Here is a 15,839-nt window from a genome sequence, read left to right on the forward strand (position 1 = left end):
TTTGCGCGCGTCGTTGGCCATGCCCGCGGGGGTGCCCGTGGGGGTTATTTACCTCCCGGTGCGGGGGGGGGGGCCCCACATGAACGGGGGCCCCGCCCCGCAACCCCCCACCTCCGAGCGGAAGTTGGCCCACACCCATGCGGCTCTACCTGCTTGCCCTCAACCCCACCGACTCCGTCACCGAAGGGTTCCTGCCCGCCGCGGCGCGGCTCGGCCTCGACGTCACCGTCCTCACCGACCAGCCGGACGCCCACCGGACCGCGTACGCCGACTCCGGGCTTCACGCGTCGATCGAGCTGCTGGAGTGCGACGTACGCGACTTCCGTGCCGTCATCACCCGGATATCGACCCACCACACGCCCGACGCGGTCTTCACCAACAGCGACCACCTCCAGACCCAATCCGCCCTGGCCGCCGACTACTTCGGGCTGCCCGCCAAGAACTGGCGGGCCACGCTGCGGACCAAGGACAAGGCCGAGATGCGCCGGCACCTGACCGCCGCGGGCGTCGACACCGTCTGGTCCGCCGAGCTCTCCGAACCGGCCGCCCTGGACGCGCCGTACCCCTGTGTCCTCAAGCCCCGCGAGGGCGTGGCCAGCGAGGACGTCGTCCTGGTCGACGGCCCCGAGGAACTGGTCACGCGCAGCAAGGAGATCCTGGCGCGCCGCCCGGGAGCCGTCCTGGTCGTGGAGGAGTACCTCCCCGGCGAGCTGTTCACCCTGGAAACCCTCGGGGACGACCGCGTCCGGCACGTCCTGGGCGGCTTCCACACCGAGCTCTCCGAGCCGCCGTACTTCATCGAGGAACGGCTGACCTTCGTCGCCGACCACCCCGAGCCGGTCGTCGCACAGGTGCTGGCCCAACTGGACGCGCTCGACGTCCGATTCGGCGCCTGCCACACCGAGTTCGTGGTGCACGAGGGCCGCGCCCGGATCATCGAGGTCAACTACCGCGCCATCGGCGACCAGTGCGACCTGCTGCTCGCCCGGCTGCTGGAGATCCCGCTCTTCGAGCACATCCTCCGCACCCACCTGGGCGAGCCGCTCCCCACCGACCTCGGCGCTCGCCGCGACGGCGCGGCCCGTCTCGACTACCCCTGCGCGGAGCGTGCCGGAACGCTGACCTCAGCCCCCGCCGCCACCGAACAGAACGTCGACGGCGTGCAGTTGACGTACCGGCCGCTACGGGAGAACGGCGAGCGGCACGAGCTGTACCGCACCAACCGCGACTACCTCGGGGTCCTGAGAGCCACTGGGACCGACCAGCGGTCCGTGGACAGGGCCGCCACCGCATTCCTCGCGGCCCAGCTCTGGGAGATCCAGCCGTGAGCGCCCAGACCGTGGCGCACCCCGCGGAGGCGCGGGTCGACTCCTCCGAGGCCGAGCTGCTCATCCGCGTGCTCAGCGCGCTGCTGCGCGAGGACGTCGTCGGCCTGCGCACCCGCAGCACGCTCACGCACCACCCGGACGGCCCCTGGCTGCGGCTGGCGGGCACGGACGACGCCCTGCTGATGCCGGTGACCGAGGACGGATTCCAGAGCCTTTACGCCGCCCGCCTGCCGCTGCTCGTCAGCGAGTCGCAGGGCGAGCTGACCAGCGCCGACACCGTGCTCGCCGCGCTGCGGGCGGTGGCCGAACCCCCCGACCGGGACGGCTTCGACGCCTTCGCCGAGGAGTGCCGCCAGACGCTGGCCACCATGCGACTGCACGCCGCGACACGGGAGGAGACCGCCGTACGCCTGACCGCACGCCACGGAGGCGACCCCGCCACCTGGACCGGACCGATCCGCGCTCTGGCCCACGACACCCTCGCCGCCCGTCTCGACCACCCCGTCTACCCGACCGCACGCGGCCGCTCCGGGCTCACCGAGTGGCAACTGCGGTCCTACGCACCCGAGTTCCATCCCCGATTCGTGCTGCGCTGGCTCGCCGTGCCCCGGGAGGCGCTCACCGCGACGCAGGGCGCGCTGCCGGACCACTGGCCCACGCCCGCCATGCTCGGGCTGCCCCAAGCCGAGCGGACACATGTGGCCCTGCCCGTCCATCCGTTGACCGTCGGCGCCCCGCTGGACGCGGCGCTGCGCGACACCGGACTGGGCCCCAGCGCACTGCTTGCCGACCGAGCCCACCTCGAAGTCGTACCGACCCTGTCGATGCGCACCGTGGCGGCGACCGCCGACCCGACCCTGCACCTCAAACTCCCGCTGCCCACCGCGACGTTGGGTCTGCGCAACCGGCGCACCATCAAGCCCGGCACCCTCCTCGACGGCGCCGCCGGGCAGCGCCTGCTGCAGACGGTGCTGGCCCACGAGCCCCGCTTCCGGGACACCGTCCTGCACGCCGACGAGACCGTGTACGCGCACGCCGGGCACGAGTCCCTCGCGGTGCTCTGCCGCCGCCTCCCGGCCGGGCTCGACGACTCGCTCGTCGTCCCCCTGGCCGCGCTGCTCGCCGAAGCCCCCGGCGGACGGCTGGTCGTCGACCACCTTGCCGACCGCTTCTACGGCGGCGACCCGCTCGCTCTGCTGGACGCCTGGCTGACCCTGCTGTTCGACTGGCAGACCACACTCTTCGGATACGGCATCGCGCTGGAGTCGCACCAGCAGAACATCTCCGTGGTGCTGGACCGGCACGCGGACGGCAGCACCCGGCTGCGGCTGCTGCTGAAGGACAACGACGGCCCGCGGATCAACGCCGTCCGGCTGCGCGAGCGGCTCGGCGCCGGTGCTCCGGGACCCGCGGACTTCGACGACCCCCGGGTCTTCGGCGACGACGACGGGCCGGTGGCCGACCTGTTCACCACCATCACCGTCCATCTGTGCGCGGGCGCCTACGCGTTCGGGCTCGCCCGGCACGGCCGGGCTTCACGTCCCGTGCTGCTCCGGCTCGTCCGCGACCGGCTCGCCGAAGCCGTGGAGCGGCTCGGCACCGGACCGGGCGAGCCCGGCGCCGTCTTGCGCACCCGGGTCCTGGAGGCCGACCGCCTGCCCGTGAAGGCGATGGTCAGCGCCGGAACCCTGCTCACCAAGCAGCGGTCGGGCGCCGCCGACATCAACAAGCACTACACCAGCGGCCCCAACTACCTCCACGTGACGGGGGAGAGGGCATGAGCGCCGGGGCCCTGCGGATGCCGCGTCCCGCGTTCGGACCCCGGCAGGTGCACGCGGTGGCCGGCTGCTACTTCGTCGCGTCCTTCGCCGCGCTGGGGCTGCCCCCGTACCTGACCCAGATCCTTCCCGAACTCGGCGACCGCACGGCTCGCTGGGCCGGCCTGCTGTACGTCGTCCCCACCGTGTTCGGCGCCGTCGGAGCCCCGCTGTGGGGCCGCCTGGCCGACCGCTTCGGACGCAAACGGCTGCTGCTGCGGGCCCAGTTGGGCCTGGCCGTCTCCTTCCTCCTCGCCGGGTGGGCCGACTCGCTCACCACGTTCACGGCGGCGCTGGTGCTCCAGGGGATCCTCGGGGGCACATTCGCGGCGTCCAACGGATACCTCGGTGCGGCGCTGGAGGGCCCACACCTGTCGCGGGCCCTCACCCTGATGCAGGGCAGCGCCCGGGCGGCCCTGGTCGTCGCCCCCGTCGTCGTCGGCTCGCTGTCGCCCTGGCTGTCGCCGCACCGCCAGTACGCGCTGCTCGCCGTACTGCCGCTCACCGCCGCCCTGTTGCTCGCCGCGCTGCCCGAACCGGCCGAGGCGCCGGCCACCCTCAAGGCGGAGCAGACGCTGCCCAGGACGACGGCCCCGATCGTGTCCCTGCGCGTCCTGTACGCCCTCGAATTCGCCTTCGTCTTCTCCACCGTCATTTCCTTCCCCTATCTGATCTCCCTCGTCGAGAAACGACTGCCCGGCGCCTCGCCCACGCTGTCCGGCGTGCTCTTCGCACTGCCCCACCTGTGCTATCTGCTGTCGGCCCTCGCCGTGCACACCGCTTTCCGGACCCGCCCAAGGGCCGGAATCGCCCTCGGCTTCGCGCTGATCGCGCTCGGCCTGGCCGGGCACGGGATCGCCGACTCGCTGCCCTCCCTGATCGCCGTACGGACGGTCCTCGGCGCCGGGATGACGCTCGGCCTGGTGTGCCTGTCGATCCTCGCGGCCGACTGCGCCCAAGGACGGGCGCCCGGTGGGCTGTTCGGCTCGCTGGAGTTCTTCTCCAAGGCCGGCGCGGTCGCCGCCGGCGTGGCCGCGGCTGCGGGCACCGCCCGCTTCGGCCCGGCCGCACCCGTCCTCACCGGCAGCGCCGTCGCCCTGGCCACCGTCTGCGCGACCACCGCCACCTCTCTCCGCACCCGCTGGAGCCGCTGATGCCCTCGCTGACCGACGCCCCCGGAAGCGCCCCCACCTCCTCCGCCCCGGCCCAACTCCCCACCGCCGAGGACGCCGTGGCCCACACGCTTCTCAACTGCCTGCTGCGCGAGGTCTCGGGACCCGAGCGCCAAACCGCTGTCGCCGACGGCCACCTGCTGCTCCGGCTTCCCCGGCGCGGCGCACTGCTGCGCATCGCCCTGCGCCGCACGTCACTGCTCGGCGCGCACCGCTTCACCGGCCCGGTGAACGAGCAGCAGCCCGACGGGAGTTGGACAGAGGTCGGCTGGCGCCTGCTGGCCGCCTACACGCAGGACGAGCTGTCGCTGCGCACCGGCGTCCGCAACGAGGAGTTCGCGGAGCAGATCGAGTCCAGCCATCAGGCGGTGGCCGCCGCGCTGACCGTTGCGTCGGCGGCGTCCGGCTCTCCTTCGATGTCCGCCTCTCCCCTGACGTCCGGCGGGCAGGGGAGCAGCGACCGCCTCGCGGCCTACGTCGCCTCCGAGCAGTCGCTGCTGTTCGGGCACCGCTTCCACCCCACCCCCAAGGCGCGCACCGGCGACGCCGCGGCCTGGAAGGCCTACGCGCCGGAGGCGGGGGCCGCCTTCCCGCTGCGCCACCTCGCCGTCCGTGCGCACCTCATCGCCGAGGAGACCGCCGGACCAGGGGCCGCCGCTCCGCTGGACCGGCAGCGCGCCGACATCCCCGACGGCTACCGGCTGCTGCCCGCGCACCCCTGGCAGTACGCGATGCTGCGCGAACACCCGGCGCTGCGCGCGGCCGTCGCACGCGGTGACATCCTCGACCTCGGCGAGGGCGGGCGGCCCTTTGCCGCCACTGCCTCCGTGCGGACGCTCTACGACGGGGAGGCATTTCTCAAGTTCAGCCTCAACATCCGCATCACCAACTGCCTGCGCAAGAACGCCAGTTACGAGCTGTCCGGAGCGGTCGCCCTCACCCGCGCCCTGGCATCGGCCCTCGCCGACCTGGCCGACCGCTTCCCCGGCAGCGCCGTGCTCCGCGAGCCCGCCTACCGCAGCCTCGCCCTGCCCGGCCCCGACGGCACACCCGACCGCTCCCTGCTGGAGGGCTTCGGCGTGATCGTCCGCGAAGGCCTCGCCGAACGGCTCCTGCCCGGCACCACCCCCCTGCTCGCGGCCGCTGTCGCCGACGAGTACCCGACCGGCCCCGCCCATGTGTCGCGCCTGCTCGACGGCGCGGGCCCGGAGGCCGTGCTCGCCTGGTGGACGGCGTACCTCAAGCTGCTCGTTCCCCCCGTCCTGGCCGCCTACTTCGACCACGGCCTGGTCCTCGAACCGCACCTGCAGAACGTGCTGATCTGCGTCGACGGCGAGGGCATGCCGGCCCAGGTCCTCTTCCGCGACCTGGAGGGCACCAAGCTCGTGCCCGAACACCACGCCGACACCCTGGCCGCGCTGCCGCCCGAGGTCGCGACCCCGATGGCGTACGACGCGCAGCGCGGCTGGGACCGCGTCGTCTACTGCCTGCTGGTCAACCACATCGCCGAACTCCTCGCCGCGCTCGCCGACCTGCACCCGCACACCGAGGCCGCCCTGTGGGCACGCGTCCGCGCCTGCCTGCAGACTTACGCCGACCGGTACGGCTGCCCGCCGCGTCTCGCCGCCCTGCTCGCCGGGGTCCCGCTGCCCGCCAAGGCCAACCTGCTCACCCGCTGGGAACGCAAGGCCGACCGCGACGCCGGATACGTCCGACTGCCCTCACCGCTCGCCGAGGACATCCTGCGGCACACCACCCGGAGCGCCCGATGACCGACCTCACCCCCGCGGTGCGCGAACGCGTCCTGTCCCTGCCCTCGACCGAACTGCCCGCCTACGTCTACGACATGGCGGCGCTGCGTGCACACGCCGCCGAGGTGCGGGCCGCGCTGCCCGAGCGCGTCGAGCTGTACTACGCGGCCAAGGCCAACCCGGAACCGGAGATCCTGGCCGCGCTGTCGCCGTACGTCGACGGCTACGAGGTCTCCTCGGGCGGCGAACTCGCCCACGTCGGCAAGGCGGTGCCCGGCCGTCCGCTCGCCTTCGGCGGCCCGGGGAAGACTCCGGTGGAGATCGCCGGGGCCCTGGAGCGGGGCGTGGAGCGCTTCCACGTGGAGAGCGAGTACGAACTCGGCGTACTCGCCGACCTGGCCCTTCGTGTCGCGCCGGGCCGCCGGGTGGCGGTGCTGCCGCGCTTCAACCTCCCGGTGACCGAGGGCACGCTCGCGGGGAGTTCTCTGGCCATGGGGGGCCGTCCGACGCCCTTCGGTCTGGACCCGGAGCGCGCCGACAGGGTGATCCGCAGACTCACCGACGGGAGCCTTCCCCATCTCGAACTCCGGGGAATTCACGCCCACTTGGCCAGTGGTCTGCAGGCGGCCGAACAACTGGCGGTGGCCGGAGCCGTGGTCACCTGGGCCACGGACCTCGCGACCCGCCACCGGGTCCGCCTCGCCGAGGTGAACGTCGGGGGCGGCATGGCGGTGGACTACGCCGATCCGGCGGCCCGCTTCGACTGGCACGCATACGGCAGTGGTCTCGCCCAACTGACCGCTGCACACTCAGAACTGACGCTCCGTATCGAGCCCGGTCGGGCGCTGACGGCGTACTGCGGCTGGTACGCGACCGAGGTCCTGGACGTCAAGGCCAGCCACGGCGAGGAGTTCGCCGTGGTCCGCGGCGGCACCCACCATCTGCGCACCCCCGCGACCAAGGGGCACGACCAGCCCTGCACCGTCCTGAAGGTCGCCGACTGGCCGCACCCCTGGCCGCGGCCCACCGCGCACCACGAACAGGTCACCCTCACCGGCCAGTTGTGCACACCCAAGGACCTTCTGGCCCGGGGAGTTCCGGCCGCGGGACTACGGGCGGGCGACCGCGTGGCGTTCTCCCTTGCGGGCGCCTACGCCTGGAACATCTCCCACCACGACTTCCTCATGCACCCGGCGCCCGGTTTCCACTTCCTGGACGCGGACGGCGACCCGAGTGGCCCGGAGGTCAGGACCGAGGAGGTGCCGGGGCAACGGGCGCGCGGGGCGACGTCCGGGGTGTAGAGAGAGGCGGCCGCCGGGGCGACGGGGGCTGGTCGACCGTGCGCGGTTTCAGTTGCTCCGCTCAGTTCCGGTAGCCGCGCAGTTTTCGGTAGAGCGTCGCCCGGCCGATCCCCAGGGCGAGCGCCGCGCGCGCCTTGTTGCCACCGTGCCGCCGCAGCGCCTCCAGGATGGCGGCACGTTCGGCGTGCTCCATCGGGCTGAGGTGCCGCGCCGCGGGGCCCTCCCGTACGGGGTCCGGCAGCTCGGCCCGCCGCACCGGCCCCGCCACCCGACGCTGTTCCGCCAACGCCCTTACAAGATGCGCGAGTTCCGTGACGTTGCCGGGCCAGGGATGCTGCTCCAGGGCCCGCAGCGCGTCCAGCGTCCAGGTGAGCGGTGGCCGTCCGGGCTCGGGCCTCGGGGTCAGGGCGGGCAGCAACACCCGGATGTCGTCCGGGCGTTCCCGCAGCGCGGGCAGGGTGACCGAGCGGGCGGCCAGGGAGTCCAGGAGCCGCTGGAGGCAGGGGCCGGGTGGCGTTCCGGGCGTATAGGTGATCAACAGGGGCACGCTCGGGTGCGCGTCGAGGAGCGAGTTCAGGGAGGCGACGTCAGGCGGGGCGAGGCGCTCCGCGTGCCGCAGGAGGAAAGGGTGACCGGCTGCCAACGTGGTGCAGGCGAGCGCGAGTTCACCCTCGTCTCCCTCCGCCGCGTCCACCGTGGACAGCGCGCCCACGCCCAGCAGCTCCCGCGCCAACAGGGTCTTGCCCGTCCCGCGTTCGCCCGTCAGGAGCAGGGGTTCGCGCAGGCCAGCCAGCTCCGTCGCGCGGCCGATCGCGTGCCGCCAGGGGACGGAGCGTCCGGCGAGGGGCAGCGGCAGGGCCGCTGAGGTCCTGACCGCCTTGTCGGCGGCTGGTCCGAGGACGACGAGTACGCCGATCACGCAGCCCAGGTGACGTACGGGAGTGATCTCCGCGGTGCAACCCGCTCCCTCGGGCAGCTGGATGCCGTAGGACTGCGGGGCAGCGCCGGAATCCTGCCCAAGGAGCAAGGCCGCATCCCTTTCGAGAGTCTCCAGGGCCTCGGTCGACAGCACTCGCTCCGCCGCCTCGCTGATCAGACGGTTGCGCCCGTCGAGCGCGATCACGGCGGGTGCCGTCCCCCGTGCCGCTGTGAGATAGGTGTCGAGCAGCACCCGCTCCACCGCCCTTGTGCGCGCGAGGAGTTCGGCCTCCACCGCCGCGGCGGCGGCCTCCGCGAGCGCCGCTCCGGGATGCGGCCCGCATTCGGCGCACAGCCCGGAGGCGACCGTCACCGTGCCGAGCACCTGCCCGCTCTCCGGTGCCAGCACCGGCACACTGACCGCGGACACGTCCTGCCACAGGTCGAGGAAGTGCTCGGGGCCGTGCACTTCGGCCCGGCGGCGCGAACGCAGGGCGAGAGCCGCACTGTTGTGGCCCACCTCCTGCTCGGACAGGTCGGCGCAGCGCTCGTTCCAGGGCCCGCTCCCGGCCGCCCACAGCACCCGTAGGCGCTCGTCCGTGAGCACGAACGAGGACCGAGCGGTGCCCAGGGCGGGGGCGAGCCGTTCGAGTGCGGGCCGGGCCGCGGCCAGGAGGACCGGCTCGGGCCCGGCGTGCGCAACCGACTCCGAAGCGGCGTCCGCAGTGGACCCCATGGGCTCCCGCAGGTCGTGCGGCACACCGTAGAACCGGGCGCGCCGCCATCCCGCGACGACCTCGTCCGGTACGTCGTCGGGCAGCGGGCGCCCCGTCAGGAACCGCTCGCGTGCCTCACGCAGCGGAGTGACGGCGAGCCGGGTGGGGGAGTGCTCTGTGATGGTCACGGCACCACCCACCATATCGTCCAACTATCAACCAATCACCGCTGCGTCGGCAGACCGCACACCCCGCCCGCAAGAACGATCACGGCCGCGGAGAGCAGCCCGCACCCCACTGACTCGTGACGACCCCCTGCGGACCATGTCTCGAATTGAGACACCCGCGCTCCCCGGCACCCGGCCATGATCATCAATGCTTGGTGCCTGTTCCCACCGTCAGGAGCGTTCCCCGTGCACACCGTCGTCGAGACCGACGTTCTGATCGTAGGCAGTGGCCCCGCCGGCGCCTCGGCCGCGCTCGCCCTCAGCACGTACGGCGTACCCAACATCGTCGTGACCCGCTACGCGAGCCTCGCCGAGACGCCCCGCGCGCACATCACCAACCAGCGCACGATGGAGGTGCTGCGCGACCTCGGCGTCGAGCAGGACGTCATCGCACAGGCAACGCCCCAGCACTTGATGGGCAACACGACCTTCTGCACCAGCCTCGCCGGCGAGGAGCTGGGCCGGATCCGCTCCTGGGGCAACGACCCGCTCGTCCAGGCAGCGCACGAGCTGGCCAGTCCCACCCGCATGTGCGACATGCCGCAGCACCTCATGGAACCGGTGCTCGTCGACGCGGCCGTCGCCCGCGGCACGCGACTGCGTTTCGAGACCGAGTACCTCGCCCACACCCAGGACGCCGACGGCGTGACAGCCACCGTCCGGGACCGGCTGCGCGGGGACACGTACGAGATCCGCGCCAAGTACCTCATCGGCGCCGACGGCGGTCGCTCCAAGGTCGCCGAGGATGCCGGACTGCCCATGGGCGGCCAGATGGGCGTCGCGGGCAGCATCAACATCGTCTTCGACGCGGACCTCACCCGGTACACCGCGCACCGGCCCTCCACCCTGTACTGGGTGCTGGCCCCGGGCGCCACCGTCGGCGGCATCGGCGCGGGGCTCGTCCGCAACGTGCGGCCCTGGAACGAGTGGCTCATCGTCTGGGGGTACGACGTCACGGCGGGCGCACCCGACCTGACCACCGAGTACGCCGAGTCCGTCGTACGGCAGCTCGTCGGCGACGACGACATCCCGGTGACCATCAAGTCGTCCTCGGCATGGACGGTCAACGAGATGTACGCCGAGACGTACGCCGGCGGCCGGGTCTTCTGTGCGGGCGACGCCACGCACCGTCACCCTCCGTCCAACGGCCTCGGCTCCAACACGTCGATCCAGGACTCCTACAACCTCGCCTGGAAGCTGAAGTTCGTCCTCGAAGGCACGGCATCCCCGAAGCTCCTCGACACCTACACCGCCGAGCGCGCCCCGATCGGCAAGCAGATCGTCACCCGCGCCAACAAGTCCATCGGCGAGACCGCCCCCGTCTTCGAGGCCCTGGACGGGCTCACCCCGGGGACCCCCGAGCAGATGTGGGCCAACATCGCCGCCCGCAAGGACGCCACCGAGGCCGCCGAGAAGCAGCGCGCCGCACTGCGCGACGCGATCGCGCTCAAGGTGTACGAGTTCAACGCGCACGGCGTCGACCTCAACCAGCGCTACTCCTGCGACGCCTCCACCGCGATCGTCCCCGACGGCACGGCGGACCCGGGCTTCGCGCGCGACCCCGAGTTGTACCACCAGCCCTCCACGCGCCCCGGCGCCAGGCTCCCGCACGCCTGGATCACCTCGGGTACCCGCACCCTCTCCACGCTGGACACGGTGGGACAGGGCCGCTTCACGCTGATCACCGGTATCGGCGGCGAGGGCTGGGTCAAGGCGGCCGAGGCCCAGGAACTCGACATCGCGACCGTTGTCATCGGACCCGGACAGCAGTACGAGGACCCTTACGGGGACTGGGTTCGGCTCAGCGAGGTACCCGAGTCGGGAGCCCTGCTCGTACGACCCGACGGGTTCGTCGCCTTCCGGCACGCCTCGGCGTCGCCGGACGCCGAGCGGTTGCTGACGGACGCGCTGCGGCGGATCCTCGGACATGCCTGACGGGACCAGGGGAGCGGGATGACCACCGAATCGACCACGCACACCGACACCGATACCGACACCGCCGGCAGCAGCGGCACCGGCAGTGAAGCCGTCGCGACGGGGACCGGCCCCGGCGCCGGCTTCGCCACGACCCTCACCGACGCCGTCGTCGACAGCCTCCACGGCGCGGCCGACCCCCGCCTGCGCGAGCTGCTCGCCGCCCTCACCCGACACCTGCACGCCTTCGTACGGGAGACCCGGCCGACGATGGCGGAGTGGGAGCGTGCCATCTGCTTCCTCACGGCGACGGGACAGACGTGCACGGACACCCGGCAGGAGTTCATCCTCCTCTCGGACGTCCTCGGCGTCTCGATGCTCGTGGAGACGATCAACGGCCAGGGCGGCGACAGCGCCACCACCGAGTCGACGGTCCTCGGCCCCTTCCACATGACCGAGTCACCGGTGCGCGAGAACGGCGCGAACATCGACCTGATGGGCAAGGGCGAACCCTGCGTGGTCAGCGGCCGCGTGCTCTCCCGGGACGGCACCCCGCTGCCCGGGGCGGTCCTCGATGTCTGGCAGGCGGACGGCGAGGGCTACTACGACGTGCAGCAGCCCGGCGTGCAGCCGCCGGGCAACGGGCGCGGGCTGTTCACGGCCGACGACCAGGGCCGTTTCTGGTTCCGCAGCTGCGTGCCGAGCCCCTACCCGATCCCCACCGACGGCCCCGTCGGCGACCTGCTGCGCGCCACCGCCCGGCACCCCTACCGCCCCGCCCACATCCACTTCATCGCGTCGGCGAAGGGCCACGACCCCGTCACCACGCACATCTTCGTGGCGGGCAGCGACTACCTCGACTCGGACGCGGTCTTCGCCGTCAAGGACAGCCTGGTCCAGGACTTCGCCGAGACCGACAACCCCTCCCTGGCACGGGAGTTCGGCATGCCGAGCCCGTTCCGGCACGCACGCTTCGACCTCGTACTGGAGCCGTTGGAGCCATCGCGACGGCAGGAGCCACTGGAGCGCTCGTGAAGGACTTCCCCGAGACACTCGACTTCTCCTACGAGACCCAGCCCGTCCGGGTGGTCTTCCGGCCCGGCGCGTCGGTCTCCGCGACCCCGGGCGAGGCCGCGGGACTGGGCCTGCGCCGACTGCTGGTGGTCTGCGGCAGCCGGGGCGAGGCCACGGCGCGCACGGTCGCCGACGCGCTGGGCGACGCCTGCGTGGGCCTGCACGCCGGGGCCCGGATGCACGTGCCCGTGGAGATCGTCGAGCGGGCTGTCGAGGTCGCGCGCGCCGCGGGCGCGGACGGCTGCGTCGCGGTGGGCGGCGGCTCCGCGATCGGCCTCGGCAAGGCGATCGCGCTGCGCACCGGCCTGCCGCTGATCGCCGTGCCGTCCACCTACGCCGGGTCCGAGATGACCCCCGTCTGGGGCCTCACCGAGCACGGTGCCAAGCGCACCGGTCGTGACCCCGCCGTCCAGCCCCGCAGCGTCGTCTACGACCCCGACCTGACCCTCTCGCTGCCCGTCGACCTCTCCGTGACCAGCGGCATCAACGCGCTCGCGCACGCCGTGGAGGCCCTGTACGCGCCCGACGGCTCGCCCCTGGTCTCGCTGATGGCGCAGGAGGGCGTGCGCGCGATGACCGGCGCCCTTCCCGGGATCGCCGTCGCCCCCGACGACCTCGACGCCCGCGCCCGCGCCCTGTACGCCGCCTGGCTGTGCGGTGCCTGCCTGGGTGCCACCACCATGGGCCTGCACCACAAGCTGTGCCATGTGCTGGGCGGCAGCTTCGGCCTGCCGCACGCCGAGACGCACACCGTGATCCTTCCGTACGCCCTCGCGTACAACGCCCCCGAGGCGCCCCACGCCGTCGCTGCCCTCAACCGCGCCCTGGACACCGACGACGCCCCCCGCACCCTGCACGACCTCGCCCGCCGCCTGGGTGCTCCCGGCTCCCTCGCCGAACTCGGCGTCACCGAGGACGACTTGGAGGTTGCTGCGCTTCATGCGGCCAGTCAGCCGTATGCCAATCCGCGCGAGGTCACCGCGGACGGCATTCTCGGTGTGCTGCGGGCGGCGTACGAGGGGCACGCGCCGGTGTCCTAGGGGGTGTTTTGAAGGTCCTGTGCGGTGCCCGCGGTGTTCGGTGCGTGCCCTCGGCGTGCCGGACGAAGGCTCTCGTACTGGACGTACTTGGGGCTTCGGCCGGTGCGGCGAGGGTGTGTGCCGGGCGCCGTGGGTGCTGTGCGGGACTTTCACAACATCCCCTGGCCGCGGTCGGCCGCGTGCTCCCGCAGGAAGGCTCCGGCATGAGCGGCGGCCTCCTCCTTCGTCGCGTACCAGGTGCCGTCCTCGGCGGCGCCGCGCGTTTCGTCCGCGCCTTCGCCCGTCCACGTCCAGCCGCCGGACGACGGGTCCTGTGCCAGTGAGGAGGTGCCGCCGAATAGTTCGAGCGCCGCGCCCGTCCGCGCTGCCGCGGGGCGGGGGACCGCGTCGGGCCACTTCTTGCGCGCGCCCTGCCGGGTGATGCCCCAGACCGCACCCATCTGCTCGTAACTCGCGCCGTAGGAGCCGGCTGTCGCCGCCGCGATCGCCGTCAGCCGCTTGATCTCCGTGTCCACCACCTTCCAGGCGGCGAGGACGGACAGAGTCACATCAACCGGGTCCGCCTCCCACATGCGGGCCTCGGACAGCCCCGACTCGCGGGAGCGAATGGCCGTTGCGAGCGGGTTGAGGGCATCAGTGAGCGCCTTCCCCAGCTCGGCCCGCTCTTCGGGAGTGATCTCAATCGAAGTCATGCGACAACTATAGTTACCGACATCAATCTTGACAACTTTGGTTTCCGTTCTGGCGATGGGGGGTTGGCCACGTGGAACTCCCACGGGTGCACCGCCCTCCGCGGGCTGTAAGACGCCTGCGGCGAACTGCCGGGTAAACGCCCACCCCTCACAGGTACCAGTCGTCGTCTTCGGTGCGCAGTGAACGTCCGAGGTAGTCCCGCAGGTTGCCCGCGACCCATCTGCGGTTGTCGCTCTCGTGCTCCCAGACGAACACGTCCTGACGCTCCGGCTTGCGCACGAAGGCGAACTGGTCGCCGCCTCCGTTGTCCCCGAAGAACAGGAGGGCGTCGAAGGACATGTACAGCTGGGCGAAAGTCGCGTCGGACCAGAAGAACCTGTTCTGCTCGACGATGCGGTCGATGGTCCACACGGTGTCCATGTGGGCGTGTCCGATCACCCCGTTGCTCTCAAGAAGCAGCTGCCTGAGCTCCGCCGGCAAGGTTTGCCCGAGCCGCACCTCGGCCTCGGCGAGTTCGGCTTCCTGAGCTGGCGCGCGGAAGCCCGCCTCGGGAAAGGCGTCCAGGGCTGTCTGTTTCCACATGGTCCGGAGCCTAGGGGGTGTGTTGAAAGTCCTGTGCGGTGCCCGCGGTGTTCGGTGCGTGCCCTCGGCGTGCCGGTCGAAGGTCCTCGTACTGGACGTACTTGGGTCTTCGGCCGGTGCGGCGAGGGTGCGTGCCGGGCGCCGTGGGTGCTGTGCGGGACTTTCAAAACACCCCCTAGGGGAGTCTGTCCGCCGTACGAGGCCCTGGCGGGCGGCGACCCGGCAGGCGCGTCATGGTGGTGTCTCGTTCTGAGACACCCACGTCCGCGGCTCACCCCTCAAGATCGGAAAGGGGTCCCGCCCTGTGCCGGCACGGTGCGATCCGCGTGCCCAGGTGCCTTCGCGTGCGGCCCCGACGCACGTGACGAATCCCCCGCCGAGTCGGCGGGCCTCTCGCTCCCCCTCCCGGCAGGCGCGGGCGCGCTCGGCCGCGAAGTCATCGACCCGACGGGCGCGCCGATGGGTGCCGCCGACGTCACCGTCACGGCCCTGGACACGCACCGCGTGACGGCCCGCGGCACGACCGACCCGTACGGCTTCTTCCTCGTGGCGCTGCCCCCCGGCCGCTACAGCCTCCTGATCGCGGCGGACGGGCTGCATCCGCACCAGGAGACGGTGGACGTCGTGGCCGGGACCGCGTCCGCCGCGGAGCGCGTCCAGCTGCAGCCGGCGCGCGTCATGGAGCTTCCGGCGCCCGGCACCTGGCTCTTCGACCCTCCGCACACGGCGATCCGCTTCATCGCGAAGCATGTGGGCATGGCCCGTGTGCACGGCCGCTTCGAGCGCTTCCAGGGCGGCATCCAGGTCTCCCAGGACATGGCCCAGACCCGCGTCCACGTCCGTATCGACGCGTCGAGCATCACCACCGGCAACATGACCCGCGACAACCACCTGCGCTCCGCCGACTTCCTCGACGTCGAACGCTTCCCGCACATCGAATTCAACAGCACCCGCTTCGCCTACCGCGGCGGCACCAAGTGGACCCTCCAGGGCTCCCTCACCATGCACGGCGTCAGCCGCTCGGTAGCCCTGGACACCACCTACCTCGGCACGGTCAACGGCGGCTACGGCGAGGAGCTCCGCTGCGCCGCCCTCGCCAAGGCGGAACTCCACCGCGAGGACTACACCCTCAACTGGCGCTCCATGCTGGCCCGCGGCATCGCAGTGGTCGGACCGACGGTCCAACTGGAACTGGACGTACAGGCGATGTACCGCACACACGACACTCCGACGCCGCCGGAGTAGCGACCTGGGACGTCATGGGGGCAGCTGGCGAAGGGTGCCGCCGCCGAGCGCGCCCGACTCC

General features: G+C 72.2%; 12 protein-coding genes. 9 read left to right on the plus strand and 3 right to left on the minus strand.

What is annotated here, in order from left to right; translation table 11 throughout:
- The first annotated feature begins 137 nt into the window (after positions 1–137).
- Genes ABZS97_RS13010 through ABZS97_RS13030 form a run of 5 tightly spaced genes read left to right on the plus strand, consistent with a single transcriptional unit; the run spans position 138 to position 7,369 of the window.
- Complete coding sequence (locus ABZS97_RS13010) at positions 138–1,328, plus strand: ATP-grasp domain-containing protein (protein WP_356136858.1); 1,191 nt, start codon at positions 138–140, stop codon at positions 1,326–1,328.
- On the plus strand, positions 1,325–3,109 hold the full coding sequence (locus ABZS97_RS13015; RefSeq protein WP_356136860.1) for an IucA/IucC family protein: 1,785 nt from the start codon (positions 1,325–1,327) through the stop codon (positions 3,107–3,109). Before ABZS97_RS13010 ends, ABZS97_RS13015 begins: the two co-directional genes overlap by 4 nt.
- Positions 3,106–4,299 carry an MFS transporter gene (locus tag ABZS97_RS13020; protein WP_356136862.1) on the plus strand — a complete coding sequence of 398 codons (1,194 nt, stop codon included), beginning with the start codon at positions 3,106–3,108 and terminating at the stop codon, positions 4,297–4,299. Before ABZS97_RS13015 ends, ABZS97_RS13020 begins: the two co-directional genes overlap by 4 nt.
- On the plus strand, positions 4,299–6,089 hold the full coding sequence (locus ABZS97_RS13025; protein WP_356136864.1) for an IucA/IucC family protein: 1,791 nt from the start codon (positions 4,299–4,301) through the stop codon (positions 6,087–6,089). Before ABZS97_RS13020 ends, ABZS97_RS13025 begins: the two co-directional genes overlap by 1 nt.
- Positions 6,086–7,369, plus strand: coding sequence for a type III PLP-dependent enzyme (locus ABZS97_RS13030; RefSeq protein ID WP_356136865.1), 1,284 nt, complete (start codon positions 6,086–6,088; stop codon positions 7,367–7,369). Before ABZS97_RS13025 ends, ABZS97_RS13030 begins: the two co-directional genes overlap by 4 nt.
- 61 nt (positions 7,370–7,430) lie before the next feature.
- Here ABZS97_RS13030 and ABZS97_RS13035 read toward each other — a convergent pair whose 3' ends face one another.
- Entirely contained in the window at positions 7,431–9,191 is a 1,761-nt protein-coding gene (locus tag ABZS97_RS13035; protein ID WP_356136866.1) for a helix-turn-helix domain-containing protein, read from the minus strand.
- A 225-nt stretch (positions 9,192–9,416) separates the two neighbouring features.
- Here ABZS97_RS13035 and ABZS97_RS13040 point away from each other — a divergent pair, with 225 nt between their 5' ends.
- Genes ABZS97_RS13040 through ABZS97_RS13050 form a run of 3 tightly spaced genes read left to right on the plus strand, consistent with a single transcriptional unit; the run spans position 9,417 to position 13,258 of the window.
- Positions 9,417–11,165 (plus strand): FAD-dependent monooxygenase, encoded by a 1,749-nt coding sequence (locus tag ABZS97_RS13040; protein ID WP_356136868.1) that lies wholly within the window; start codon positions 9,417–9,419, stop codon positions 11,163–11,165.
- A gap of 18 nt (positions 11,166–11,183) precedes the next feature.
- Positions 11,184–12,179 carry an intradiol ring-cleavage dioxygenase gene (locus ABZS97_RS13045; protein ID WP_356136870.1) on the plus strand — a complete coding sequence of 332 codons (996 nt, stop codon included), beginning with the start codon at positions 11,184–11,186 and terminating at the stop codon, positions 12,177–12,179.
- Entirely contained in the window at positions 12,176–13,258 is a 1,083-nt protein-coding gene (locus ABZS97_RS13050) for a maleylacetate reductase (protein ID WP_356136872.1), read from the plus strand. The genes ABZS97_RS13045 and ABZS97_RS13050 overlap by 4 nt, the downstream gene beginning before the upstream one ends.
- A 149-nt stretch (positions 13,259–13,407) precedes the next feature.
- Here ABZS97_RS13050 and ABZS97_RS13055 read toward each other — a convergent pair whose 3' ends face one another.
- Positions 13,408–13,950, minus strand: coding sequence for a hypothetical protein (locus ABZS97_RS13055; RefSeq protein WP_356136874.1), 543 nt, complete (start codon positions 13,948–13,950; stop codon positions 13,408–13,410).
- Between the two features lie 148 nt (positions 13,951–14,098).
- The gene (locus ABZS97_RS13060; protein ID WP_356136876.1) at positions 14,099–14,533 is read right to left on the minus strand and encodes an SMI1/KNR4 family protein; all 435 of its coding nucleotides are present in this window, start codon (positions 14,531–14,533) and stop codon (positions 14,099–14,101) included.
- Positions 14,534–14,848: 315 nt separating this feature from the next.
- Between ABZS97_RS13060 and ABZS97_RS13065 the strand changes: the two genes are divergently transcribed.
- Positions 14,849–15,778 (plus strand): YceI family protein, encoded by a 930-nt coding sequence (locus ABZS97_RS13065; protein ID WP_356136878.1) that lies wholly within the window; start codon positions 14,849–14,851, stop codon positions 15,776–15,778.
- Positions 15,779–15,839: the final 61 nt, after the last annotated feature.

This window comes from Streptomyces sp. NPDC005485 (genome assembly GCF_040606085.1).
GTDB lineage: Bacteria > Actinomycetota > Actinomycetes > Streptomycetales > Streptomycetaceae > Streptomyces.